The 20,940-nt window shown below is 68.4% G+C and carries 20 protein-coding genes and 1 tRNA gene; 8 read left to right on the forward strand and 13 right to left on the reverse strand.

Annotation, left to right across the window (positions count from 1 at the left end):
* Positions 1-72 precede the first annotated feature (72 nt).
* The 5 genes from ACAM54_RS00440 to ACAM54_RS00460 all read right to left on the reverse strand — a co-directional run bounded on the left by ACAM54_RS00440 (position 73) and on the right by ACAM54_RS00460 (position 5,786).
* Positions 73-1,245, reverse strand: a complete 1,173-nt coding sequence (locus tag ACAM54_RS00440) for an ABC transporter substrate-binding protein (RefSeq protein ID WP_192324744.1) — start codon at positions 1,243-1,245, stop codon at positions 73-75.
* Positions 1,242-2,048: an alpha/beta fold hydrolase gene (locus ACAM54_RS00445; RefSeq protein WP_369649437.1), complete on the reverse strand. Its 807-nt coding sequence runs from the start codon at positions 2,046-2,048 to the stop codon at positions 1,242-1,244. The genes ACAM54_RS00440 and ACAM54_RS00445 overlap by 4 nt, the downstream gene beginning before the upstream one ends.
* A 139-nt stretch (positions 2,049-2,187) precedes the next feature.
* Positions 2,188-3,735 (reverse strand): benzoate-CoA ligase family protein, encoded by a 1,548-nt coding sequence (locus tag ACAM54_RS00450; RefSeq protein ID WP_369649438.1) that lies wholly within the window; start codon positions 3,733-3,735, stop codon positions 2,188-2,190.
* A gap of 30 nt (positions 3,736-3,765) precedes the next feature.
* Entirely contained in the window at positions 3,766-5,316 is a 1,551-nt protein-coding gene (locus ACAM54_RS00455) for a 3,4-dehydroadipyl-CoA semialdehyde dehydrogenase (protein WP_369649439.1), read from the reverse strand.
* On the reverse strand, positions 5,313-5,786 hold the full coding sequence (locus tag ACAM54_RS00460) for a DUF4863 family protein (RefSeq protein WP_369649440.1): 474 nt from the start codon (positions 5,784-5,786) through the stop codon (positions 5,313-5,315). Before ACAM54_RS00460 ends, ACAM54_RS00455 begins: the two co-directional genes overlap by 4 nt.
* 200 nt (positions 5,787-5,986) lie before the next feature.
* Between ACAM54_RS00460 and ACAM54_RS00465 the strand changes: the two genes are divergently transcribed.
* From ACAM54_RS00465 to ACAM54_RS00485, 5 genes are all read left to right on the forward strand, one after another.
* On the forward strand, positions 5,987-6,934 hold the full coding sequence (locus ACAM54_RS00465) for a helix-turn-helix transcriptional regulator (protein WP_309933577.1): 948 nt from the start codon (positions 5,987-5,989) through the stop codon (positions 6,932-6,934).
* Between the two features lie 255 nt (positions 6,935-7,189).
* Positions 7,190-8,866: a 2,3-epoxybenzoyl-CoA dihydrolase gene (gene boxC, locus ACAM54_RS00470; RefSeq protein ID WP_369649441.1), complete on the forward strand. Its 1,677-nt coding sequence runs from the start codon at positions 7,190-7,192 to the stop codon at positions 8,864-8,866.
* 31 nt (positions 8,867-8,897) lie between these two features.
* Complete coding sequence (boxB, locus tag ACAM54_RS00475; RefSeq protein WP_218296135.1) at positions 8,898-10,325, forward strand: benzoyl-CoA 2,3-epoxidase subunit BoxB; 1,428 nt, start codon at positions 8,898-8,900, stop codon at positions 10,323-10,325.
* 130 nt (positions 10,326-10,455) lie between these two features.
* Positions 10,456-11,748: a benzoyl-CoA 2,3-epoxidase subunit BoxA gene (boxA, locus tag ACAM54_RS00480; RefSeq protein WP_369649442.1), complete on the forward strand. Its 1,293-nt coding sequence runs from the start codon at positions 10,456-10,458 to the stop codon at positions 11,746-11,748.
* Positions 11,749-11,758: 10 nt separating this feature from the next.
* Entirely contained in the window at positions 11,759-12,199 is a 441-nt protein-coding gene (locus ACAM54_RS00485; RefSeq protein WP_369649443.1) for a MaoC family dehydratase, read from the forward strand.
* A gap of 51 nt (positions 12,200-12,250) precedes the next feature.
* Here ACAM54_RS00485 and ACAM54_RS00490 read toward each other — a convergent pair whose 3' ends face one another.
* Complete coding sequence (locus ACAM54_RS00490; RefSeq protein WP_369649444.1) at positions 12,251-12,835, reverse strand: adhesin; 585 nt, start codon at positions 12,833-12,835, stop codon at positions 12,251-12,253.
* Between the two features lie 286 nt (positions 12,836-13,121).
* Between ACAM54_RS00490 and ACAM54_RS00495 the strand changes: the two genes are divergently transcribed.
* From ACAM54_RS00495 to ACAM54_RS00505, 3 genes are all read left to right on the forward strand, one after another.
* Positions 13,122-13,583, forward strand: a complete 462-nt coding sequence (locus tag ACAM54_RS00495; RefSeq protein ID WP_145738777.1) for an Rrf2 family transcriptional regulator — start codon at positions 13,122-13,124, stop codon at positions 13,581-13,583.
* The gene (locus tag ACAM54_RS00500; RefSeq protein WP_369649445.1) at positions 13,573-14,481 is read left to right on the forward strand and encodes an NAD(P)/FAD-dependent oxidoreductase; all 909 of its coding nucleotides are present in this window, start codon (positions 13,573-13,575) and stop codon (positions 14,479-14,481) included. Before ACAM54_RS00495 ends, ACAM54_RS00500 begins: the two co-directional genes overlap by 11 nt.
* A 54-nt stretch (positions 14,482-14,535) precedes the next feature.
* Positions 14,536-14,611, forward strand: a tRNA-Gly gene (locus ACAM54_RS00505).
* A 58-nt stretch (positions 14,612-14,669) separates the two neighbouring features.
* Here the strand turns inward: ACAM54_RS00505 and fahA are convergent.
* Genes fahA through ACAM54_RS00540 form a run of 7 tightly spaced genes read right to left on the reverse strand, consistent with a single transcriptional unit; the run spans position 14,670 to position 20,938 of the window.
* Positions 14,670-15,992: a fumarylacetoacetase gene (fahA, locus tag ACAM54_RS00510; protein WP_369649446.1), complete on the reverse strand. Its 1,323-nt coding sequence runs from the start codon at positions 15,990-15,992 to the stop codon at positions 14,670-14,672.
* Between the two features lie 19 nt (positions 15,993-16,011).
* On the reverse strand, positions 16,012-16,818 hold the full coding sequence (locus ACAM54_RS00515) for a cyclase family protein (protein ID WP_145738771.1): 807 nt from the start codon (positions 16,816-16,818) through the stop codon (positions 16,012-16,014).
* Between the two features lie 39 nt (positions 16,819-16,857).
* The gene (locus tag ACAM54_RS00520) at positions 16,858-17,646 is read right to left on the reverse strand and encodes an ABC transporter permease (protein WP_369649447.1); all 789 of its coding nucleotides are present in this window, start codon (positions 17,644-17,646) and stop codon (positions 16,858-16,860) included.
* On the reverse strand, positions 17,643-18,497 hold the full coding sequence (locus ACAM54_RS00525) for an ABC transporter permease (RefSeq protein ID WP_369649448.1): 855 nt from the start codon (positions 18,495-18,497) through the stop codon (positions 17,643-17,645). The genes ACAM54_RS00520 and ACAM54_RS00525 overlap by 4 nt, the downstream gene beginning before the upstream one ends.
* Positions 18,490-19,272 carry an ABC transporter ATP-binding protein gene (locus ACAM54_RS00530; protein WP_369649449.1) on the reverse strand — a complete coding sequence of 261 codons (783 nt, stop codon included), beginning with the start codon at positions 19,270-19,272 and terminating at the stop codon, positions 18,490-18,492. Before ACAM54_RS00530 ends, ACAM54_RS00525 begins: the two co-directional genes overlap by 8 nt.
* Entirely contained in the window at positions 19,269-20,213 is a 945-nt protein-coding gene (locus ACAM54_RS00535) for an ABC transporter substrate-binding protein (protein ID WP_209535764.1), read from the reverse strand. The genes ACAM54_RS00530 and ACAM54_RS00535 overlap by 4 nt, the downstream gene beginning before the upstream one ends.
* Positions 20,210-20,938, reverse strand: a complete 729-nt coding sequence (locus ACAM54_RS00540; protein WP_309925432.1) for a TetR family transcriptional regulator — start codon at positions 20,936-20,938, stop codon at positions 20,210-20,212. The genes ACAM54_RS00535 and ACAM54_RS00540 overlap by 4 nt, the downstream gene beginning before the upstream one ends.
* Positions 20,939-20,940: the final 2 nt, after the last annotated feature.

Consider the following 20,940-nt stretch of genomic DNA (forward strand, 5'->3'; position numbering starts at 1 on the left):
CGCCGGTCCGCCGGTGTCGCCCCCTCGAGGGGGGAGTCGAGCTACACGAAGTGAGCGAGGGACGGGGGTGGGTCACATCCTGCATCCGCGGGCCGGGTCCGTCAGGCCCTTGATCGCGATGCTCACCAGCTTGTTCTCCTTGCCTTCCACCTTGCGCAGGTAGATGTCCTGCACCGGGTTGTGCGATTTGCTCATCGTGAACGTGCCGCGCGGGCTGTCGATCTTCGCCTTCTCGATGGCGGCCGTGAACTCGGCCTTCTTGCCGATGTCGCCCTTGGTGGCGGCCAGGCCCACGCCCAGCATCTGCGCTGCGTCGTAGCCCTGCACCGCGTACACGTCGGGCTGCAGCTTGAACGACTTGGCATATGCCACGCGGAAGGCGTTGTCGCGCGCGGTGTTGAGGCCGTCGGCATAGTGCAGCGTGGTCAGCATGCCTTGCGCGGCTTCGCCCTGCGCATCCAGGGTGCCGTCGGTCAGGAAGCCCGGGCCGTAGAGCGGAATCGTCTTGTTGAGGCCTGCGGCCTGGTAGTCCTTGACGAACTTCACCGCGCCACCGCCCGCGAAGAAGGCATACACCGCATCGGGCTTGGCCGCCGCGATCTCGGTCAGGAGCGCCTGGAACTCCACGTTGGGAAAGGGCAGCGTGAGCTGCTTCTCGACCTTGCCGCCATTCTTCTCGAAGCCTTCCTTGAAGCCGTTGACCGACTCGTCGCCGGCCGCGTACTTCCAGGTGATGGTCATCGCCTTCTTCTTGCCCTGCTGCTTGGCCGCCACTTCGCCCATCGCGTAGGCCGGCTGCCAGTTGCTGAACGAGCTGCGGAAGATGTTGGGCGCGCACATCGGGCCCGTGACCGCGTCGGCGCCGGCATTGGGCACGATCAGCACGGTGCCGCTTTCCTTGGCGGCCTTGGCCATGGCCATGGCCACGCCGGAGTGCACCGTGCCGACGATCACGTCGACGTTGTCGCGCTTGATCAGCTTGTTGACGTTGTCGGTGGCCTTGGCGGGGTCGGACTCGTCATCGACCTTGAAGTATTCGATCTCGCGGCCGGCGAGCTTGCCGCCGTGCTCGTCGACATAGAGCTTGAAGCCGTTCTCGATGGCCACTCCCAGCGCGGTGTAGGTGCCGCTGTAGGGCAGCATCAGGCCGACCTTGAGTTTGCCGGTGCCCTGCGCGCCGGCGGCGCTGGCCAGGGCGGCGAAGGCGATCGCGGTGAGCGCGAGGCGGGCGGTACGGATGGTCATGGTGTTTGTCTCCTGTTTTTGGCAATGAAAGAAGTGGCCGCGACGATGACACGATCCGGCTGATCGCGATGCGGGGAATGCCCGCATTCCGGGATTTCGAGCAGCTCGCATCCCCTGACCCGTGCCGCGATGCCGCGGATCTGCGCGAGCGTGCCGTACTCGTCGCCGATGCCCTGGATGGCGAGCACCGGGCAGCGGATGGTGTCGAGCTCGGCCTCGATGTTCCATTCGCGGAAGGGCGGGTGCAGCCAGATGCGGTTCCAGCCCCAGAAGGCCGAGTCGGCGCTGTCGTGGTAGCGGCCGAGCTTCTTCGGCAGGTCGGTCGAGAGGTAGGCGGTGCGGGCCTGTTCGATGTTCGCGACGGTCACGTCCTCCACGAAGATGTGCGGCGCGAGCACCACGAGGCCTTCGACGCGGTCCGGGAAGCGCGAGGCATAAAGCAGCGAGATCGAGCCGCCGTCGCTGTGGCCGAAGAGCCAGGGCTTTTCAGCGTCGAGCTCCAGGGCGGTGAAGAGGGCGGGCAGCACCTCGTGCGCCTGGCGGTGCATGAAGTCGACGTCCCAGATCTCGCCGTCGGCGCGCGGCGTGGAGCGGCCGTAGCCGGGGCGCGAGAACACGAGGCCGCGGGCATTGGCGGCTTCGCAGACTTGCGCGGGGAAGTCCTTCCACATGGCAATCGAGCCGAGGCCTTCGTGCAGGAAGACGATGAGCGGGGCATCGCTGCGTTCGGGGGAGATCCACTGGCATTCGATCTGCACGGGACGGCCGCGCCAGTTGATGGTGGCGAAGTCGAGGGAGCTCATGGTGTTGCTCCTTCCCCCTCCGGGGGAAGGCTGGGATGGGGGCTCCCGGCACTGGCAGAAGCCATGCCTTTGCAGAGGCCGCCTGCCCCCGCCCCAACCCTCCCCCGGGAGGGGAGGGAGAAAAAAGACAAGGGGCACCTCATGCCTGCTTCTCCCGCTCGCGCAAGCGAAAGCGCTGGATCTTCCCCGTCGCCGTCTTCGGCAGCTCCTGCACGAATTCCAGGAAGCGCGGGTACTTGTAGGGCGCAAGCCGCTCCTTCACGAAAGCCTTCAATTCCTCGTCGCCGACCGACTGGCCGTCCTTCAGAACGACAAAGGCTTTGGTCTTGGTCAGCCCGTCCGCGTCTTCCTTGCCGATCACCGCGGCCTCGAGCACCGCGGGGTGCTGCATCAGCGTGGCTTCCACCTCGAACGGCGACACATAGATGCCGCTGACCTTCAGCATGTCGTCGCTGCGCCCGGCGTAGGTGTAGTAGCCGTCGGGGTCGCGCGTGTACTTGTCGCCGCTCTTGGTCCAGCCGCCCTGGAAGGTCTCGCGCGACTTCTCGCGGTTGCACCAGTACATCAGTGCCGAACTCGGGCCGCGGATGTAGAGGTCGCCTACTTCGCCGTCAGGCACCGGGCGGCCGTCCTCGCCGCGCAGTTCGACTTCGTAGCCCTCCACCGGCTTGCCCGTGGTGCCGTAGCGCACGTCGCCGGGGCGGTTGGAGATGAAGATGTGCAGCATCTCGGTGGAGCCGATGCCGTCGATGATCTCGCAGCCGAAGTGCGCCTTGAAGCGCTGCGCGATCTCGCCGGGCAGCGCCTCGCCGGCGGAGGAGCACATGCGCAAGGCCACGGCTTCGCGCGCCGGCAGCTTCGGCGAGGCGAGCATGCCGGCAAAGCCGGTGGGCGCACCGAAGAACACCGTGGGTCTGTGCTCCACCCAGCGGCGGAAGGTGGCGTCGGGCGTGGGCCGCTCGGCCATCAGCACCACGGTCGCACCGACCGACAGCGGGAAGGTCAGCGCATTGCCGAGGCCGTACGCGAAGTACATCTTGGCGGCCGAGAAGCACACGTCGTTCTCGGTCAGCCCGAGCACCGGCTTGCCGTAGAGCTCGGCCGTCCACCACAGGTTGGCGTGGGTGTGGACCGTGCCCTTGGGCTTGCCGGTGGAGCCGGAGGAGTACAGCCAGAAGCCGGGGTCGTCGCAGGCCGTGGCTGCGGGCGCTGCCATCGGCAGGGCGGCAGCGAGCGCGGCTTCGAATTCCTGCGCGCCGTCGGGCAACGCGCCCGCCGGCTGCGAGACGATCAGCGTGTGCACTTCATGTGCGCCGCGGCCCATGGCCTCCTGCAGCGTGGGCAGCAGCGCGCCCGACACCAGCGCGGCCTGCGCGCGGCTGTGTTCGAGCATGTAGGCGTAGTCCTCGGGCGTGAGCAGCGTGTTGACGGCGACGGGAACGATGCCGGCATAGAGGCAGCCCAGAAAACTCACGGGCCAGTCGCTGCTGTCGAGCATCAGAAGCAGCACGCGCTCTTCGCGCCGCACGCCGGCGGCCTTGAGCGCGGCGGCCAGGCGGCGCGCGCGGTCTTCGAGCTGGCCGTAGCTCAGCGTGCCGCGGTCGTCGATGTAGGCCGTGCGGCCGGCGCGGCCGCGGTTGAGGGCGAACAGGTGTTCGGCGAAATTGAATCGTGCGGGTGGGCTCATCGTGTGTCTCCGTGGGGCCTGTGCTTTTCTCTAGAGGCCGAGGTGGGCGAGCACGCCGGGGCTCGCCTGGACGGCGCTGCGGCGATGGTAGAAGTCCAGCGCGCGCAGGCCGCCAAGCTCGGCGCCGCCGCCCGCGCGGCCCGGACCGCCGTGCAGCGACATCGGCATCACGTTGCCGTGGCCGGTGTGGGCCTGTGCCACCTCGGGCGAGATCACGTGCACGCGGCCGTGGCTCGGCGCGACGGCGAGTGCGGCTTGCGCCAGCGCGGCGTCGTCGCCGCCATAGAGCGAAGTCACGAGCGAGCCCTGGCCACGGTGTGCCAGCGCGATGCCGTGCGCCAAATCGCGGTACGGCAGCAGCGTGGCGACCGGCCCGAACACTTCCACGTCATGCACGCGCTGCGCCGCATCGGCATCGCGCGCGCCCAGCAGCACGGGGCCGATGCAGGCGGCCACGGACGGTTCGGCATCGATCAGCGGCGTGTTGCGGCCGTCGTACAGCAGGCTGGCCTGCGCAGACAGTGCCTCCAGGCCTTCGCTCACGGCCTTCATCTGCGCCCGGCTCACGAGCGCACCCATGCGCACGCTCTCGTTGCGCGGATTGCCGACCGTGATGCCCGCGAGCTTGGCGCTGATGGCTTCGGCCGCCGCGTCATAGAGCTCGGCCGGCACGAGGATGCGGCGGATCGCGGTGCACTTCTGGCCCGATTTCACCGTCATCTCGCGCACCACTTCGCGCACGAGCAGGTTGAAGGCCTCGCTGCCGGGGGCGGCGCCGGGCAGCAGCAAGGCGCTGTTGAGGCTGTCGGCCTCGATGTTCGCGCGCACCGAGCGCCCGGCCACGGCGGCGTGCGAGCGGATCACCGCGGCGGTCTCGGCCGAGCCGGTGAAAGAGACCACGTCGAAGGGCTGGAGCTGGTCCATCAGGCCGGCCGAGCTGCCGCAGATGACGGAGAGTGCGCCGGCGGGTAGCACGCCCGCATCGACCACGTCCCGCACCATGCGCTGCGTGAGCCAGGCGGTGGCCGTGGCGGGCTTCACGATCACGGGCACGCCAGAGAGCAGCGCCGGCGCGGCTTTTTCCCACAGGCCCCATGAGGGGAAATTGAAGGCATTGATGAAAAGCGCCACGCCGTGCGTCGGCACCTGCAGGTGCTGCGACTGGAACACCGGCTCCTTGCCGAGCTTGACCGCGTCGCCGTCGCGCAGCGCGCGCACGTCGCCGAGCGCATCGCCCCACTTCGCGTACTGGCCCAGCGTGAAGATCGCGCCGTCGATGTCGACGGCTGAATCGTTCTTCACCGTGCCGGAGTTCGCGGTGGCGATCTCGTAGTAGGCATCGCGGTTCGCCTGCAGCACCTTCACGATGGCGCCGAGCAGCCCGGCACGCTCGCGGTAGCTGAGGGCGCGCAGCGCGCGGCCGCCCTGTTCGCGCGCAAAGGCAAAGGCGGCGGCCAGGTCGAGGCCGGAGGCGTCGACGCGCACGAGCTCGGTGCCCAGCACCGGGTCGAAGAGCGGCGTGCCGGCGCCCGATCCGCCTTGCCAGCGGCCGGCGATGTAATTGGGGAGGAGTTCGGTCATGCGGTGAACTTGATCTGCCCTTCGGGCAGGAGATAGAGAACCAGGGCGCGGCCGTTCGCCACGGTCGGCTGGTGCGCGGTGCCCGGCCCGTAGACGCAGCAGCCCGCGGGCCGGCCGTCGAAGGTGGCGCCGGGGCTGCCTTCGAGCGGCATGATCAGGTCGATCTCGCCGTTCGGATGGGTGTGGTGCGGCCCCGCGATGTCCTGCATGTCGACCACGTCGACCGAGAAGCGGTGCAGCGCGTCCTCGGCCTTGAACACGCGGCCGTAGCGGATGCCGCCGCCTTCGCGCTCGCACAGCCAGCCTTCGGCCACGCCGCCGATGCAGGCCTGGCGCAGCGCCTCGAAGCGCGCGCTGCCCGCGCCATGGGTGGCGTTGAGCCACTGGTCGAGTTGTTCATCGAGCGGCCGGCCGGCGATTTCGGCGGCCAGGCCGGCAATCAACTGATGAAATGCTTCCTTGCTGGACATTGGCGGGCTTCCTTTTTGGAGGCTGGCTGGCAGGGTGAATGGCTCAGCGAACTTTTGGACTACCTTGCAGGATTGGTGCGCGTGCAGTATCTTGCTTGTGGCCGAACAATAAGCATCGACTCCATGGGTGTCAAGCAATATAGTGCATCTATGGTGTTTACCCTGAGCGCGCACAATCCCGGCCAAGAACGAGGACATGCATGAACGAGCACGTAGACGCGGTGCTGGCCCCCGCGCCCGAAGAAGGCCACCGCGCCGGCAACCCGGCGGCACCGGCCGCGGAGGCCAAGAATCCATTGCTGGCGGCATTGGGCGAGCGCGTGCGCAACCTGCGCGCGCAGCGCGGCCTCACGCGCAAGGCGGTGGCCATTGCGGCCGACGTGTCGGAGCGGCACCTGGCCAATCTCGAATACGGCATCGGCAATGCGTCGATCCTGGTGCTGCAGCAGGTGGCTGGCGCGCTGCATTGTTCGCTGGCCGAGCTGGTCGGCGACGTGACCACCAGTTCGCCCGAATGGCTGCTGATCCGCGAGCTGCTCGAGAACCGCAGCGAGGCCGACCTGCGCCGCGTGCGCGTGGCGGTGGGTGAGTTGCTGGGCACGGCCTCGGTCGATCCGGCGCGCCACCGCCGCATCGCGCTCGTGGGCCTGCGCGGCGCGGGCAAGTCGACGCTCGGCCAGATGCTGGCCGACGACCTCGACGTGCCCTTCGTGGAGCTGAGCCGCGACATCGAGAAGCTCGCGGGCTGCAGCGTGCGCGAGATCCACGACCTCTATGGCACCAATGCCTACCGCCGCTACGAGCGCCGCGCGCTCGAGGAAACCATCCAGATCTACGGCGAGGTGGTCATCGCCACGCCGGGCGGCATCGTCTCGGACCCGGCCACCTTCAACGAATTGCTCGCGCACTGCACCACCGTGTGGCTGCAGGCCGCGCCCGAGGAGCACATGGGCCGCGTGGCCGCCCAGGGCGACACCCGCCCCATGGCGGCCAGCAAGGAAGCCATGGAAGACCTGCGCCGCATCCTGAACGGCCGCGCCGCCTTCTATTCGAAGGCCGATCTCTCGGTGGACACCAGCGGCAAGACGCTGGCGCAGAGCTTCCAGGCGCTGCGCGCCGTGGCGCGCCAGTCCATGGGGATTGCCTAGGCTCGCCCCCAGTCTTCGCGCACTTTGTGTCGCTACGCCAACCCCCTACCGGGGGCAACACCAGCGGCCCGGCAAAGCCGGTTCCGCGGTGTTCGCTGGAAAAAAGGCCGCCTCAATGTCTGGCCATGCCTGAAATCTGAAAAAAAGAGATTCAGGCATTGACTTGCCTGTTCGCATGCAGCATGATGCATGTCATCGGAACCGGAGTGTGCATTATTTTTCCGGTTTACATCTGCCCCCACAGGAGACTTCCGTATGACCGAGACCACGACCCTTCAGGCGCCCCCGCGCGTCGACTACCGCATCGAACCCGCGCAATACAGGCACTGGAAGCTCAGCTTCGAAGGCCCGGTGGCGCGGCTGGTGCTCGACATCGCGGAAGACGGCGGCATCCGCCCCGGCTACAAGCTCAAGCTCAACAGCTACGACCTGGGCGTGGACATCGAGCTCAACGACGCGCTCAACCGCGTGCGCTTCGAGCATCCCGAGGTGCGCAGCGTGATCGTCACCAGCGGCAAGGACCGCATCTTCTGCTCGGGCGCCAACATCTTCATGCTCGGCGTCTCGAGCCATGCCTGGAAGGTGAACTTCTGCAAGTTCACCAACGAGACGCGCAACGGCATCGAGGATTCGTCGAAGCATTCGGGCCTGAAGTTCATCGCGGCCGTGAACGGCGCCTGCGCCGGCGGCGGCTACGAGCTGGCGCTGGCCTGCGACGAGATCCTGCTGGTGGACGACCGCTCTTCCGCCGTCTCGCTGCCCGAAGTGCCGCTGCTCGGCGTGCTGCCCGGCACCGGCGGCCTGACCCGCGTGACCGACAAGCGCCATGTGCGCCATGACCTGGCCGACATCTTCTGCACCAGCGTCGAAGGCGTGCGCGGCCAGCGCGCGGTCGAATGGCGCCTGGTCGATGCCGTGGCCAAGCCCGCGCAGTTCGCCGCCGCCGTGCAGGAGCGTGCTGCGCAGCTCGCCGCTGCGAGCGACCGCCCCGCCAGCGGCAAGGGCGTGGCGCTGACCCGGCTCGAACGCACCGACAGCGCCGACGGCATCGCCTATTCGCACGTCGACGTGAAGATCGACCGCAGCAAGCGCACCGCCACCCTCACCGTCAAGGCACCCGCGGGCACGCAGCCCGCGGACATTGCCGCCATCGAAGCGGCGGGCGCCGCGTGGTGGCCGCTGGCCGTGTGCCGCGAGCTCGACGACGCGATCCTCAACCTGCGCACCAACGAGCTCGACATCGGCACCTGGCTGCTCAAGACCGAGGGCGACGCGCAGGCCGTGCTCGCATCGGACGCCCTGATGCTCGCCCACAAGGACCACTGGCTGGTGCGCGAGACCATCGGCGCGCTACGCCGCACGCTGGCGCGGCTGGACGTGTCGTCGCGCAGCCTGTTTGCGCTGGTCGAGGCGGGCTCCTGCTTTGCCGGCACCTTGGCCGAGCTGGCCTTTGCCGCCGACCGCAGCTATATGCTCGCGCTGCCCGACGATGCCGCGCGCGCACCGAAGCTCGTGCTCAACGAATTCAACTTCGGCTTCTTCCCGATGGTGAACGACCAGAGCCGCCTGCAGCGCCGCTTCTACGAAGAGGCCGCGCCGCTGGACGCCGCCCGCGCCGCCGCCGGCCAGCCGCTCGATGCCGACGAGGCACTGAAGCTCGGCCTCGTCACCGCCGCGCCCGACGACATCGACTGGGACGACGAGATCCGCATCGCCGTCGAGGAGCGCGCCGCCATGTCGCCCGATGCACTCACCGGCCTGGAAGCCAACCTGCGCTTCGCAAGCCGGGAGAACATGGCCACCCGCATCTTCGGCCGGCTCACCGCCTGGCAGAACTGGATCTTCAACCGCCCCAACGCCGTCGGCGAGAAGGGCGCGCTCAAGGTCTACGGCACCGGCGAGAAAGCCGGCTTCGACTTGAACCGCGTTTGAACTGGCAGCCTGAACAACCCAAGGAACAACGATGAGCACGATCAACTACAGCGAGAAGATCCCCAACAACGTCAACCTCGGCGAAGACCGCACGCTGCAGCGCGCGCTCGAAGGCTGGCAGCCCAACTTCATCAACTGGTGGGACGACGTGGGCCCCGAAGGCTCGACCAACCACGAGGTCTACCTGCGCACGGCCGTGAGCGTCGACCCGCAGGGCTGGGCCCAGTTCGGCCACGTGAAGATGCGCGACTACCGCTGGGGCATCTTCCTGAACCCCGGCGACGCCAACCGCGAAATCCACTTCGGCGACCACAAGGGCGAGAAGGCCTGGCAGGACGTGCCCGGCGAGCACCGCGCCAACCTGCGCCGCATCATCGTGACGCAGGGCGACACCGAGCCCGCCTCGGTCGAGCAGCAGCGTCACCTGGGCCTGACCGCGCCGAGTATGTACGACCTGCGCAACCTGTTCCAGATCAACGTGGAAGAGGGCCGCCACCTGTGGGCCATGGTCTACCTGCTGCACAAGCACTTCGGCCGCGACGGCCGCGAGGAGGCCGAGGCGCTCTTGCAGCGCACCTCGGGCGACCAGGACAACCCGCGCATCCTGGGCGCCTTCAACGAGAAGACGCCCGACTGGCTGGCGTTCTTCATGTTCACCTACTTCACCGACCGCGACGGCAAGTTCCAGCTGGCCGCGCTGGCCGAGAGCGCCTTCGATCCGCTCGCGCGCACCACCAAGTTCATGCTGACCGAGGAAGCGCACCACATGTTCGTGGGCGAGAGCGGCGTGTCGCGCGTGCTCGCGCGCACCGCGCAGGTCATGAACGAGCTCAAGACGGACGACCCGCAGAAGGTGCGCGCGGCCGGCGCCATCGACCTGGGCACGATCCAGCGCTACCTGAACTTCCACTACAGCGTGACCATCGACCTGTTCGGCGCCGACCAGTCGAGCAACGCCGCCATCTTCTACAGCTCGGGCCTGAAGGGCCGTTACGAGGAAGGCAAGCGGGGCGACGACCACGTGCTCAAGGGCCAGACCTACAAGGTGCTGGAAGTGAAGGACGGCCAGCTCGTCGAGAAGGACGTGCCGATGCTCAACGCGCTCAACGAAGTGCTGCGCGACGACTTCATCAAGGACTCGGTGGCCGGCGTCGGCCGCTGGAACAAGGTGCTCGAGAAGGCCGGCATTCCGACCCGCCTGACCGTGCCGCACAAGGCCTTCAACCGCCAGATCGGTGCGCTCGCCGGCATCAAGATGTCGCCCGAGGGCCGCGTGGTGAACGACATGGAATGGGCCGCCAAGCGCGATGAATGGCTGCCGAGCGCCGAAGACTTCGCTTTCGTGGCATCGTTGATGGGCCGCGTGGTCGAGCCGGGCAAGTTCGCGGGCTGGATCTCGCCGCCGGTGATGGGCATCAACCGCCAGCCGGTGGATTTCGAGTACGTGCGTTTCGGCTGATTGGTATTGGTATTGCTCCTTCCCCTTCCGGGGGAAGGCTGGGATGGGGGCAGCAGCGCGACCACGACAAGCGCCGCGGGCCCCCACCCAACCCTCCCCCGAAAGGGGAGGGCTTTCAGGAGAGAACAACATGGACATGGCCGTTGAAGCCGGAGTCATCAAGCAGCACCTGATCGACCCCGAGATCTGCATCCGCTGCAACACCTGCGAGGCCACCTGCCCCGTCAACGCGATCACGCACGACGACAACAACTACGTCGTGCGGGCCGACGTCTGCAATGGCTGCATGGCCTGCATCTCGCCGTGCCCCACGGGTTCGATCGACAACTGGCGCACCATGCCGCTGGTGCGCGCCTACACGATCGAGGAACAGCTCAGCTGGGAATCGCTGCCCGCGGAGCTCACGCCCGAGGAGCTGGAAGCCGCCGGCGTGTCCGCCGAAGCGGCCGGCGATGCGGCCGCCGCCGTGCCCGCGCAGACCCAGGCGCAAGCCCAGGCCGCGGTCGAGTCCGTCGAGCCCGCCTTCAACTCCGCCCAGTACGGCGCCACCGTGCCGCCCTGGTCGGCCGCGCACGCCTACACCAACCTCTTTGCGCCCAAGTCGCCGACCACGGCCACCGTGGTGGGCAACTTCAACTGCACCGAGGCCGGCTTCGACAGCGAGACCCACCACATCGTGCTCGACTTCGGCGTGGTGCCGTTCCCGGTGCTCGAAGGCCAGTCGATCGGCATCATTCCGCCGGGCGTCGATGCTACGGCCAAGCGCCACCATGCGCGCCAGTACTCGGTGGCCAGCCCGCGCAACGGCGAGCGGCCCGGCTACAACAACGTGTCGCTCACCGTGAAACGCGTGACCGAGGACCACCAGGGCGACCCGGTGCGCGGCGTGTGCTCCAACTACGTCTGCGACCTGAAGGTGGGCGACACGGTGCAGGTGGTGGGGCCCTTCGGTTCCTCGTTCCTGATGCCGAACCATCCCAAGTCGCACATCGTGATGATCTGCACCGGCACCGGCAGCGCGCCGATGCGCGCCATGACCGAATGGCGCCGGCGCCTGCGCAAGAGCGGCAAGTTCGAAGGCGGCAAGCTCATGCTGTTCTTTGGCGCGCGCACCCAGCAGGAGCTGCCGTACTTCGGTCCGCTGCAGTCGCTGCCCAAGGACTTCATCGACATCAACCTCGCGTTCTCGCGCACGCCGGGCCAACCCAAGCGCTACGTGCAGGACCTGATGCGCGAGCGCGCCGCCGACCTGGCCGCGCTGCTGAAGGACGGCGCGAGCCACTTCTACGTGTGCGGGCTCAAGAGCATGGAAGAAGGCGTGGTGCTCGCATTGCGCGACGTGGCGAAGGAAGCCGGGCTCGACTGGGACACCGTCGGCGCCGCATTGAAGCGCGAAGGCCGCCTGCACCTGGAGACGTATTAAGCTGCGGCGAATGAAGTTCGCCGACTTCCACCCCGGCCAGGTCATCGAGGCCGGGCCTTATGTCGTGTCCGAAGCGGAGCTCGTCGGCTTTGCGCAGGCCTACGACCCGCAGTGGTTCCACACCGACGCCGTCGCCGCCGCGGACAGCGCCTTCGGCGGACTGATCGCGAGCGGCTGGCACACCTGCTCGATCGCGATGCGGCTCGTGGTTGATGCCGCACTCAGGGGCTCGGAGTCCTTTGCGTCGCCGGGACTCGAGCATGTGCGCTGGCCGCATCCGGTGCGGCCCGGCGATGCCTTGCGGCTGGTGGCCGACGTCATCGAGGCGCGGCGCTCCGAAAAACGGCCGACGCTCGGCATCCTGCGCTGGCGCTGGCGGCTCTTCAACCAGCGCGAGCTGATGGTGCTCGATGTCGAAGTGACGAGCCTGTTCAGGCTGGAAGCAAGTTAAAAAAGCCCGCGGCGCATCGCACCGCGGGCTTCTTTCCCTGAGCGAAGTGCTTTATTTCTTGACGTCGACCGCGCCGGAACCCTGGGCCTTGCCGCGCGCCTTGGCATCCACGGCTGGCGCCTTCAGCGCACCGCCGGCCGAGCCCGCGGCGCCGGTCGCACCGCTCACCGTGTCACCAACGACGTTCGTCGCGCCGGTCACGTTGCGGGCCGCGCCGGTCGCGGCATTGGCGGCGCCGCCCACTGCGCCGGTCGCACCGCTGACTGCGCCAGTGGCTCCGCCGACTGCACCGGTGGCACCGCCGACCGCGCCCGTCGCGCCACCGACCACGCCGCCCAGGGTATTGCCCAGGCCGCCTGCGGCCTTGCCGGGGACTTCGACCGGCAGCACGCCGGCATTCGTGGCGGCACTGCCGCCGGCGCTTCCCTCGGTGCGCGTCTGCGCGGCTGCATCGGTGCGTGCACCGGCGCCCGCGGCGCCCTGGCGTTGGGTCGCGTTCGCGCTGCCCGATGTGTTGACATCGGCATTCACGCCCACGCCGACCCCGACGCCTTGTGCCTGTGCGAAGCCGCTCATGGCAAGAAGGCCTGCGAGCAAGGCGCCGACGAAAAGGGATTTGTGTTGTTGCTGCTTCATAGGTGACTTTTCCTTTCGTTGAATGGTCACTGACCAGAACCGGCTTTGGGCCAGTTCGGTCGCTACCGTGACCACCTCCGCACATGTCGCCGTGTGCGAGGCGGCCGCCGGCGCGTGTGGGACGCCTCCGTCGTCCGGAATGAGGGGTCGTGCGTTAGGCGGCGCCTCCTTCTTGCCTGCGAGAGGATCAGAACCAGCACGGCGGGAGGCCAGGCAACCTTTTCAGCGGCAGGGTCAAAGGCGATCTTCCTGGATGCCCGGCCTTTCATGCAACTAATAATGTTGCATGAAACGAGACAGCAAGCTTTCAGGCGTTCTCCACGCACTGCTGCACATGGCCGAGATGGAGGGGCCCGTCACCTCCGAATCGCTGGCCATGGCCATGCAGACCAACCCCGTCGTCGTGCGCCGGGTCATGGCGGGCCTGCGCCAGGCCGGCTTCGTGAGTTCGGCCAAGGGCCATGGCGGCGGCTGGGTGCTGTCGTGCCCGCTCGATGCCGTGACGCTCGGCGACATCCACCAGGCGGTGGGGTCTCCGGCGCTGCTGGCCATGGGCAACCGCACCGAGAGCCCCGGCTGCATCGTCGAGCAGGCCGTGAACGCGGCGCTCGACGGCGCCTGCCGCGAGGCCGAGGCCCTGCTGCTCGAGCGTTTCAGCAGCATCACGCTGGCCGATCTTTCCCGGGACTTTCATCGCCGCATGACGGGCGGCGGCTTCACTCGCAAGGACATCGAACATGCACTATGACGCTCTGGTCGTGGGCGGCAGCTTTGCCGGCCTCTCCGCTGCCCTGCAGCTTGCGCGCGCGCGAAAAAAGGTCTGCATCGTCGATGCGGGCGCGCCGCGCAACCGCTTCGCCGCCGCTTCGCACGGCTTCTTCGGCCAGGACGGCACGCCGCCGCTGAAGATGATTGCCGATGCGCGCGCCAAGGTGCTCGCGTATCCGAACGCCAGCTTCGTCGAGGGCCGGGTCGTGCAGGCGCAGGCCGATGGCGCGGGCGGGTTCGTTGTTTCGCTCGAAGGTGGCGGCGCGCCGCTGTCGGCCCGCCGGATCGTGCTCGCCTTCGGCGTCGAGGACGGCTTTCCGCAGATCGAGGGCGTGCGCGAACGCTGGGGCCAGAGCGTGCTGCACTGCCCCTACTGCCACGGCTATGAAGTCGGCGGCCGGCGCCTGGGCATCCTGATCGAACGGCCGCATGCGCCCGAGCATGCGATCCTGTTCGCCGAATGGGGATCGGCCACGCTGTTCCTCAACGGCAACAACACGGTGGACGAGGAGACGCGCGCCAGGCTGCAGGCGCGCGGCGTGGCGATCGAGCCGGGCCGCATCGCGGCGCTCGAGGGGCCGTCGCCTGCCGAGCTCTCGGACGTGCGCCTCGCGGACGGCCGGCGCGTGCCGCTCGATGCGATGTTCCTCGTGCCGCGCACGCGCCTGGCGAGCCCGCTGGCCGAGCAGCTCGGATGCGCGATCGACGAAGGCGGCTTCGGCCCGCTGATCCGCACCGACGCCATGAAGATGACCACGGTGCCCGGCGTGTTCGCGGCCGGGGATGCGGCCATGATGTTCCACAACGCCACGATGGCTTCGGCCGATGGCGTGATGGCCGGCATTTCGCTGCACCGCGCATCGGTGTTCGGCCACTGATCGAAGGGGCGACGGGAGGCCTGAAAAACCAGGCTATAATCTGCGGCTCGAAATGCGGGAATAGCTCAGTTGGTAGAGCGCAACCTTGCCAAGGTTGAGGTCGAGAGTTCGAGACTCTTTTCCCGCTCCACATTTCATGCAAAAGGCCACCTCACCGGTGGCCTTTTGCTTTGGGGCGGCTGCTGTCCTCAGCCCTTCGCGGGCAGCACCATCCCGCGGCTTTCGCCGAAGCCGATGCGCACGTGGCCCGGCTTCTCGCACCAGCCGCGCAGCAGCACCGCGTCGCCGTCCTCCAGGAATCCGCGCTGCTCGCCGCTGGCCAGCGTGACCGGGTCCTGCGCGGCGCGCGTCAGCTCGATGATCGCGCCGGCCTCGCCCGGCCCCGGTCCCGAGATGGTGCCGCTGCCGAACAGGTCGCCCGGGTTCAGGCTGCAGCCGCCCACCGTGTGGTGCGCCACCATCTGCGCCACGCTCCAGTACTGGTGCCTGAAGCTCGTGCGCGACAGGCGCGAAGGCCCGCTCCCCCCGTTGCGCGCCTTCTCGCTTTCGAGCCAGACCTCCAGGCGGATGTCGATCGCGCCGCTTTCGCGGTTGGCCGGGCTTTCGAGATAGCCGAGCGGCTGGGGCTCGTTTGCCGGCCGCGTCCAGGCCAGGCGATAGGGCGCGAGCGCTTCCATCGTCACGATCCACGGCGAAATGGTGGTCGCGAAGTTCTTCGCGAGGAAGGGGCCGAGCGGCGCCATCTCCCAGAACTGAATGTCGCGCGCCGACCAGTCGTTGAGCAGGCAGATGCCGAAGATGTGCTCTTCCGCGCGTTCGAGCGGAATCGCTTCGCCGGCCGCGTTGCCTTCGCCGATCCAGATGCCGAGCTCGAGTTCGTAGTCGAGCCGCGCGCAGGCGTGAAAGGTGGGCGCCTTCGCACCCGGCGCCATCGTCTGCCCCATCGGCCGATGGAAGCGCTGGCCGCTGATGCCGATGGTCGACACGCGCCCGTGGTAGGCCGTCGGGATCCAGCGGAAGTTGGGCGTCACGTCGCCTTCGGGATTCATCAGGCGGCTGATGTTCAGCGCATGGTCGATGGAGGTGTAGAAGTCGGTGTAGTCGCCGATGCGTGCGGGCACCGTGTATTCGACCTCGGCCTGCGGCACCAGGCATTCGCGCACGGCCTGCACCGTGGCGGCCGGCGCGTCGTCGCGCAGCAAAGCGAAGACCGCATGGCGCAGCGCGCGCCAGGCGGTGGCGCCGAGCGCGAAGAAGTCATTGAGCGTGGGCAGCGCGGCGGCACGGGCGGCGTCGAGCGCGAGTCCGTCGAGCAGCTGGCGCGCGCAGAGCGCGGCCATGTCGAGCACCTGGTCGCCAATGGCCACGCCGCCGCGGAAGGGCTGGGGGCTGCCGGTGCGGCGGAACACCGCATAGGGCAGGTTCTGGATCGGAAAGTCGGTGTCCGGCGCATTGGCCGTGTCGACCCAGCTCCTGGCGTTGGCGTCGTGCGTGTGGTTGAGCGTAATCATCGGCTTGGCCTCTCGCGCTTCAGACCGACGCCATCAACGCGTCGTCGAAGATCGCCACCGCACGCGTCCAGCCGGCCGATGCGCCGCGGATCTTGTGCGGAAAGCAGCTGATGAAGAAGCCCGTGGGCGGCAGCGCCTCGAGGTTGTGCAGCTTCTCGAGGTGGCAGTAGCCGATGTCGCGGCCGGCCTTGTGGCCTTCCCAGATGAGGGACGCATCCTGCGTCTCGCCGTACTTCTTCGCGGTGTGCACGAAAGGCGCGTCCCAGCTCCAGGCATCGGTGCCCGTGAGGCGCACGCCGCGCTCCAGCAGGTACATCGTCGCCTCGTAGCCCATGCCCGCGCCGGCCGAGACATAGTCGGGGTTGCCGTAGCGCGAGCCGGCGCGCGTGTTGACCACCACGATCTCCAGCGGGCTCAGCGTGTGGCCGATGCGCTTGAGTTCGGCCTCGACGTCGCCGGCCGTGACCACGTAGCCGTCCGCGAAGTGGCGGAAGTCGAGCTTCACGCCGGGCTGGAAGCACCATTCGAGCGGCACCTCGTGGATCGCGATGGCGGGCTTCTTCTCGCCCAGTGCCTTGTCCATGGTGGAGTGGAAGTGGTAGGGCGCGTCGAGGTGCGTGCCGTTGTGCGTCGACAGCTGCACCAGCTCTACGGCCCAGCCTTCGCCGTCGGGCAGGTCTTCCTTCTTGAGCCCGGGAAAGAAGGGCTCGATCTGCTCGTAGGTCTGCTCGTGCGTGAAGTACTGGATCTTCGGCGCGAAGGCCGGCGGATCGGACAGCACGTCGTTTTCCAGGAAGATCGAGAGATCGACGAACTTGCGTGGCATGGCGGGGCTCCTTGTGGAATGAGGATCTGAGGGATGGCGTCAGGGCTGCTGCCAGCGCAGCAGCCGCTTCTCTGCAAAGGCCAGCAGCGCGTTGCTCGCGAAGCCGATCAGCCCGAGCAGCACGATGCCGGCGAAAAGATCGCTGGCGCGAAACGCGCGTGCCGCGAGAAGAATGGCCTGGCCCAGGCCGCTCTGCGAGGCGATCATTTCGCCCACCACCGCAACGATCAGCGCAATGGTCAGCGCAAGCCGCATGCCGGCCAGGATGTCGGGCATGGCGTTGGGCAGGCCCATCTTCCAGACGAAGGCCGCGCGCGACATCTGCAGGCAGCGCGCCACTTCCGAAAGCTGCGGCTCCACCGCCGCAAAGCCATGCACCGTCGCCAGCAGCACCGGCCACATCGCGCCGAAGGCCACCACGAACAGCACCATGCCGGGGTTCAGCCCGAAGATCGAGATCGCGAGCGGCAGCAGCGCCGAGGCGGGCAGCGGGCGAATGAACTCGAGCGTCGGCTGCACCCACGCGCGCACCGCGGGCGACACCCCGATGGCTGCGCCCAGCAGCACGCCGAACAGCGACGCGAGCAGCCAGCCCTGCACCATGCGGCCGACCGTGGCCTGCGTGAAGGCGAGCAGCTCACCGTTGCCGTTCGAGCCGCGGAGGTTGAGGCCTTCGAGCAGGCTTGCGAAAGTGGCCTGCGGCGTCGGCAGGAACACGCGGCTCACCCAGCCCGCGTTGCTCGCCATCCACCACAGCGCAATCAGTGCGCAGAGCACGGCGAGCGAGCCGAGCCGGTTCATCACGCCAACGCGGCCATTGGCGTTCATGGCAGCACTCCCATGCGCCGTGCCACCACGCGCTGCAGCCGCACCATGCCCGCGTTGATCGCAAAGCCCACCACGCCGATCCAGCCGAGCCAGGCGAGCATCAGCGCGGGGTCGAAGCTCTGCTGCGCAATCATCATCGCGTAGCCCATGCCGTGGGGATTGGCCGCAATCTCCACCGTGACGGCCACCACCAGCGCCACCGCCACGCCCAGCCGCAGCGCCACGAACAGGCGCGGCACGATGGCCGGCAGCACGATCTTGAAGGCGCGTTCGCGCGCCGAGAGGCCCAGCACGCGGCTCACTTCGAGCAGCCGCGGCTCGATCTGCTGCACCGCCGACTGCACCAGCACCAAGAGCGGCCAGAAGGTGGCAAAGGCGACGATGGCCAGCTCCATGCGCACGCCGAATCCGAAGCTCAGCATCGCGAGCGGAATCAGCGCCACCGAGGGCACCGGCCGCAGCACTTCGATGGAAAGCGAGCCGAGCTGCGCCGCGCGGCGCGAGAGCCCGAGCACCAGGCCCAGCGCAATGCCGAGCACCGCCCCCAGCAGCAGGCCGAGCGCGGCCGTGCCCAGCGTGAAGCCCGTGGCCTGCCACAGCGAGCCGTCGAGCGCCGCACCCATGAAGGCTCGGGCCGCCGCGCTCGGCGCGGCGAGCGCATCGCTGCCCTGGGCCGCCGCGCGCCGCGCGTACCACTCGAACAGAGCCAGCAGCAGCAGCGGCAGTACAAAGGGGCGGACCGTACCAGGAACACCGCGGAACCGGCTTTGCCGGGCCGCTGGTGTTGCCCCCGGCGAGGGGGTGGGCGAAGCGACACGAAGTGCGCGAAGACTGGGGGTGTGCCTATCCATGGCTTTGCTCGATGAAGGCGAAGAGTTCGCGCCGCAGATGCAGGTATTCCGGATGCTCCTTGGTCGTGAGCTGGTCGCGCGGCCGCGGAATCTTCACGTCGATCATGCGTGCCAGGCTGGGCCGCCCCGGGCCGGGGTTGGCCTGCAGCGCGATCACGCGGTCGCCAAGGTAGATGGCCTCTTCGAGATCGTGCGTGACGAACAGCACCGTGAGCCCGTCGTCGCGCACCAGCCGCGCGAGCTCGTCCTGCAGGCTCTGGCGCGTGAGCGCATCGAGCGCGCCGAAGGGCTCGTCCATCATCATCAGCTCGGGCTTCTGCGCCAGGCAGCGGGCGATCTGCGCGCGCTGCTGCATGCCGCCCGACAGTTGCACCGGGAACTTCTGCGCGTGCTTCGCCAGGCCGACCTTGCCGAGCACATCGGCAATGCGCGGTGCGCGCCCGGCCGCAGGCACGCCGGCCGCTTCGAGCGCGAGGCTCACGTTGCCCTCCACCGTGCGCCAGGGCAGCAGTGCGCGGCCGTAGTCCTGGAACACGAAAGCCACTTCGCGCGACGGCTCGGTCATCTTCACGCCGTTGCGCCGCACTTCGCCGGCACTCGCCGTGACGAGCCCGCTGGCCGCGCGCAGCAGCGTGGTCTTGCCGCAGCCGCTCGGGCCGACGATGCAGACGAACTCGCCGCGCGCCACGTCGAAGGAGGTGGGCGACAGGATCTCGCGCCCGCCGAGCCGGATCGCGACGCCGTCGAAGCGAAGGAAGTCGGCGGCCGTGCTCACTTGGCGATCAGCTTCGCAACGTCGATGGAGGTCTTGAGCATGTCCTGGTCCTTCATCAGGCCGACCCAGTAGCCCAGCTGCTTCTCGTTCACCGTGGCGCCGGGCGGCGAGATCTGGATCTTCGCGAGCACCTCGGGCGGCAGCTTGATGTACTTGCCGATGGCCGCGCGCACCTTGGCGTCGTTCTTTTGCTGCTGCATGAAGGCCGCGGCCTCGACCAGCGACTCGCGGAACGCGCGCGCGGCGCCCGGGTTCTTCGCCACCCATTCGCGCTTGGCCGCGTGCACGATGGTCTGGTTGTTCTCCGGCAGGAAGGTGGAGTAGTACGAGGCCACATAGCCCGCGCCGCTCTCGGTGATGCGGCTCATGAACGGGTCGGCCGACACCACCGCGTCGACCGAGCCGCCGCGCAGCAGGTCGGCATGCTGCGGGAACGAGGCCTCGACGAAGTTGACCTTGCGGTAGTCCACGCCGCTGTCCTTGAGCCAGGCACGGAAGGTCACGTGCAGGAACGCGCCGAGCCCCGGCACGCCGATCTTCTTGCCCACGCAGTCCTGCGGGTTCTTGATGCCCGAGCCGGCGCGCGCCACCAGGCCGAAGCCGGTGATCGTCTTCGAGGTGAGGCCGCCGCCGGCCACCAGCACCAGGTCGAGCCCGCCGTCCACCGCCTGCAGGAACACCGAGGGCGTGGGTCCGCCGATCTGCAGCGAATCGGACTGCAGCGCCGCGGGGATGGTGGAGTTGAGCGGGATGAACTTGAGCTCCACGTCGAGGTTGCGCTTCTTGAAGTAGCCCTCTTCCGCGGCCACGAAGACCGAGGCGAAGTCGGACACGGCCGTGTAGCCGAACACGATCTTCGGGTTCGATTGCGCGCGCGAGGGCAGCGCCGCGGCGGCCGAGGCGGCGGCCAGCGCCGACAGCAGGGTGCGTCGTTTCATCATGTCTTCTGTCTCCTGGGGGTGGTTTTCTTCTGCGGGGCCTTGGGTCGCGGCAGCGCGGCGCGCAGCCCGCCGACGATGAAGTTCACGAGCATCGGCGCCGCGGCCGGATCGCTGCGCCGGTTCTCGCCGTGCGAGAGCCGCTCGATGCGGCTGTCGTTCAGGTGGTGCAGCAGCGCTCCGAGCGAGAACTGGTAGCCCCAGGCGGCCTGCCCGCGCGTGGCATGCGGCAGCGCGACGTGCAGCGCATCGATGTAGGCCTCGGCCAGCGGATCGAAGTAGCCGCGCAGCACGCGGTCGGCTTCCTCGGTGGCGTGATAGAGCTCGCGCGCCACCAAGAGCGCGTAGTACTCGCCCTCGGCGCTCGCGCGCAGCGCCAGCACGGGCCCGGTGAAGGCCTCGATGATGCGCGGCAGCGTGCGCGCGTCGTCGGGGTCGTTGTTCACGGCCCGCAGACCCGCGAGCCGCTCCTCGATGCTGTGGCTCCAGTGCTCGAAGATCGCATGGAAGAGCTCGTGCTTCGGGCCGAAGTAATAGCCCACCAGCGCCAGCGGCACGCCCGCTTCCTCGGCGATCTGGCGGATGGTGACCGCGTGGTAGCCGTGCTGCGCAAAAAGCTTTTCCGCCGCCAGCAGGATGGCGTGGCGCCGATCGGGCCGGGCCGCTTCGGCGGCTGTGGCTGCGGCCCGGTGGGCGCTTCGCCTGGCGGGCGGGGTGCGGGTGTTCATCG

The sequence above is a fragment of the Variovorax sp. V93 genome (genome assembly GCF_041154485.1).
Classification (GTDB): Bacteria; Pseudomonadota; Gammaproteobacteria; order Burkholderiales; family Burkholderiaceae_C; genus Variovorax; species Variovorax beijingensis_A.

Excerpts from the sequence above, each read along its gene's own strand:
- ACAM54_RS00450 (WP_369649438.1), bottom strand. The coding sequence starts at position 3,735 with ATGAGCCCACCCGCACGATTCAATTTCGCCGAACACCTGTTCGCCCTC.
- fahA (WP_369649446.1), bottom strand. The coding sequence starts at position 15,992 with ATGATTACGCTCAACCACACGCACGACGCCAACGCCAGGAGCTGGGTC.
- boxC (WP_369649441.1), top strand. The coding sequence starts at position 7,190 with ATGACCGAGACCACGACCCTTCAGGCGCCCCCGCGCGTCGACTACCGC.
- ACAM54_RS00540 (WP_309925432.1), bottom strand. The coding sequence starts at position 20,938 with ATGAACACCCGCACCCCGCCCGCCAGGCGAAGCGCCCACCGGGCCGCA.
- ACAM54_RS00520 (WP_369649447.1), bottom strand. The coding sequence starts at position 17,646 with ATGAACGCCAATGGCCGCGTTGGCGTGATGAACCGGCTCGGCTCGCTC.
- ACAM54_RS00445 (WP_369649437.1), bottom strand. The coding sequence starts at position 2,048 with ATGAGCTCCCTCGACTTCGCCACCATCAACTGGCGCGGCCGTCCCGTG.
- ACAM54_RS00455 (WP_369649439.1), bottom strand. The coding sequence starts at position 5,316 with ATGACCGAACTCCTCCCCAATTACATCGCCGGCCGCTGGCAAGGCGGA.
- ACAM54_RS00440 (WP_192324744.1), bottom strand. The coding sequence starts at position 1,245 with ATGACCATCCGTACCGCCCGCCTCGCGCTCACCGCGATCGCCTTCGCC.
- ACAM54_RS00465 (WP_309933577.1), top strand. The coding sequence starts at position 5,987 with ATGAACGAGCACGTAGACGCGGTGCTGGCCCCCGCGCCCGAAGAAGGC.
- ACAM54_RS00515 (WP_145738771.1), bottom strand. The coding sequence starts at position 16,818 with ATGCCACGCAAGTTCGTCGATCTCTCGATCTTCCTGGAAAACGACGTG.
- boxA (WP_369649442.1), top strand. The coding sequence starts at position 10,456 with ATGGACATGGCCGTTGAAGCCGGAGTCATCAAGCAGCACCTGATCGAC.
- ACAM54_RS00500 (WP_369649445.1), top strand. The coding sequence starts at position 13,573 with ATGCACTATGACGCTCTGGTCGTGGGCGGCAGCTTTGCCGGCCTCTCC.
- ACAM54_RS00535 (WP_209535764.1), bottom strand. The coding sequence starts at position 20,213 with ATGATGAAACGACGCACCCTGCTGTCGGCGCTGGCCGCCGCCTCGGCC.
- boxB (WP_218296135.1), top strand. The coding sequence starts at position 8,898 with ATGAGCACGATCAACTACAGCGAGAAGATCCCCAACAACGTCAACCTC.
- ACAM54_RS00460 (WP_369649440.1), bottom strand. The coding sequence starts at position 5,786 with ATGTCCAGCAAGGAAGCATTTCATCAGTTGATTGCCGGCCTGGCCGCC.
- ACAM54_RS00495 (WP_145738777.1), top strand. The coding sequence starts at position 13,122 with ATGAAACGAGACAGCAAGCTTTCAGGCGTTCTCCACGCACTGCTGCAC.
- ACAM54_RS00525 (WP_369649448.1), bottom strand. The coding sequence starts at position 18,497 with ATGGATAGGCACACCCCCAGTCTTCGCGCACTTCGTGTCGCTTCGCCC.
- ACAM54_RS00490 (WP_369649444.1), bottom strand. The coding sequence starts at position 12,835 with ATGAAGCAGCAACAACACAAATCCCTTTTCGTCGGCGCCTTGCTCGCA.
- ACAM54_RS00485 (WP_369649443.1), top strand. The coding sequence starts at position 11,759 with ATGAAGTTCGCCGACTTCCACCCCGGCCAGGTCATCGAGGCCGGGCCT.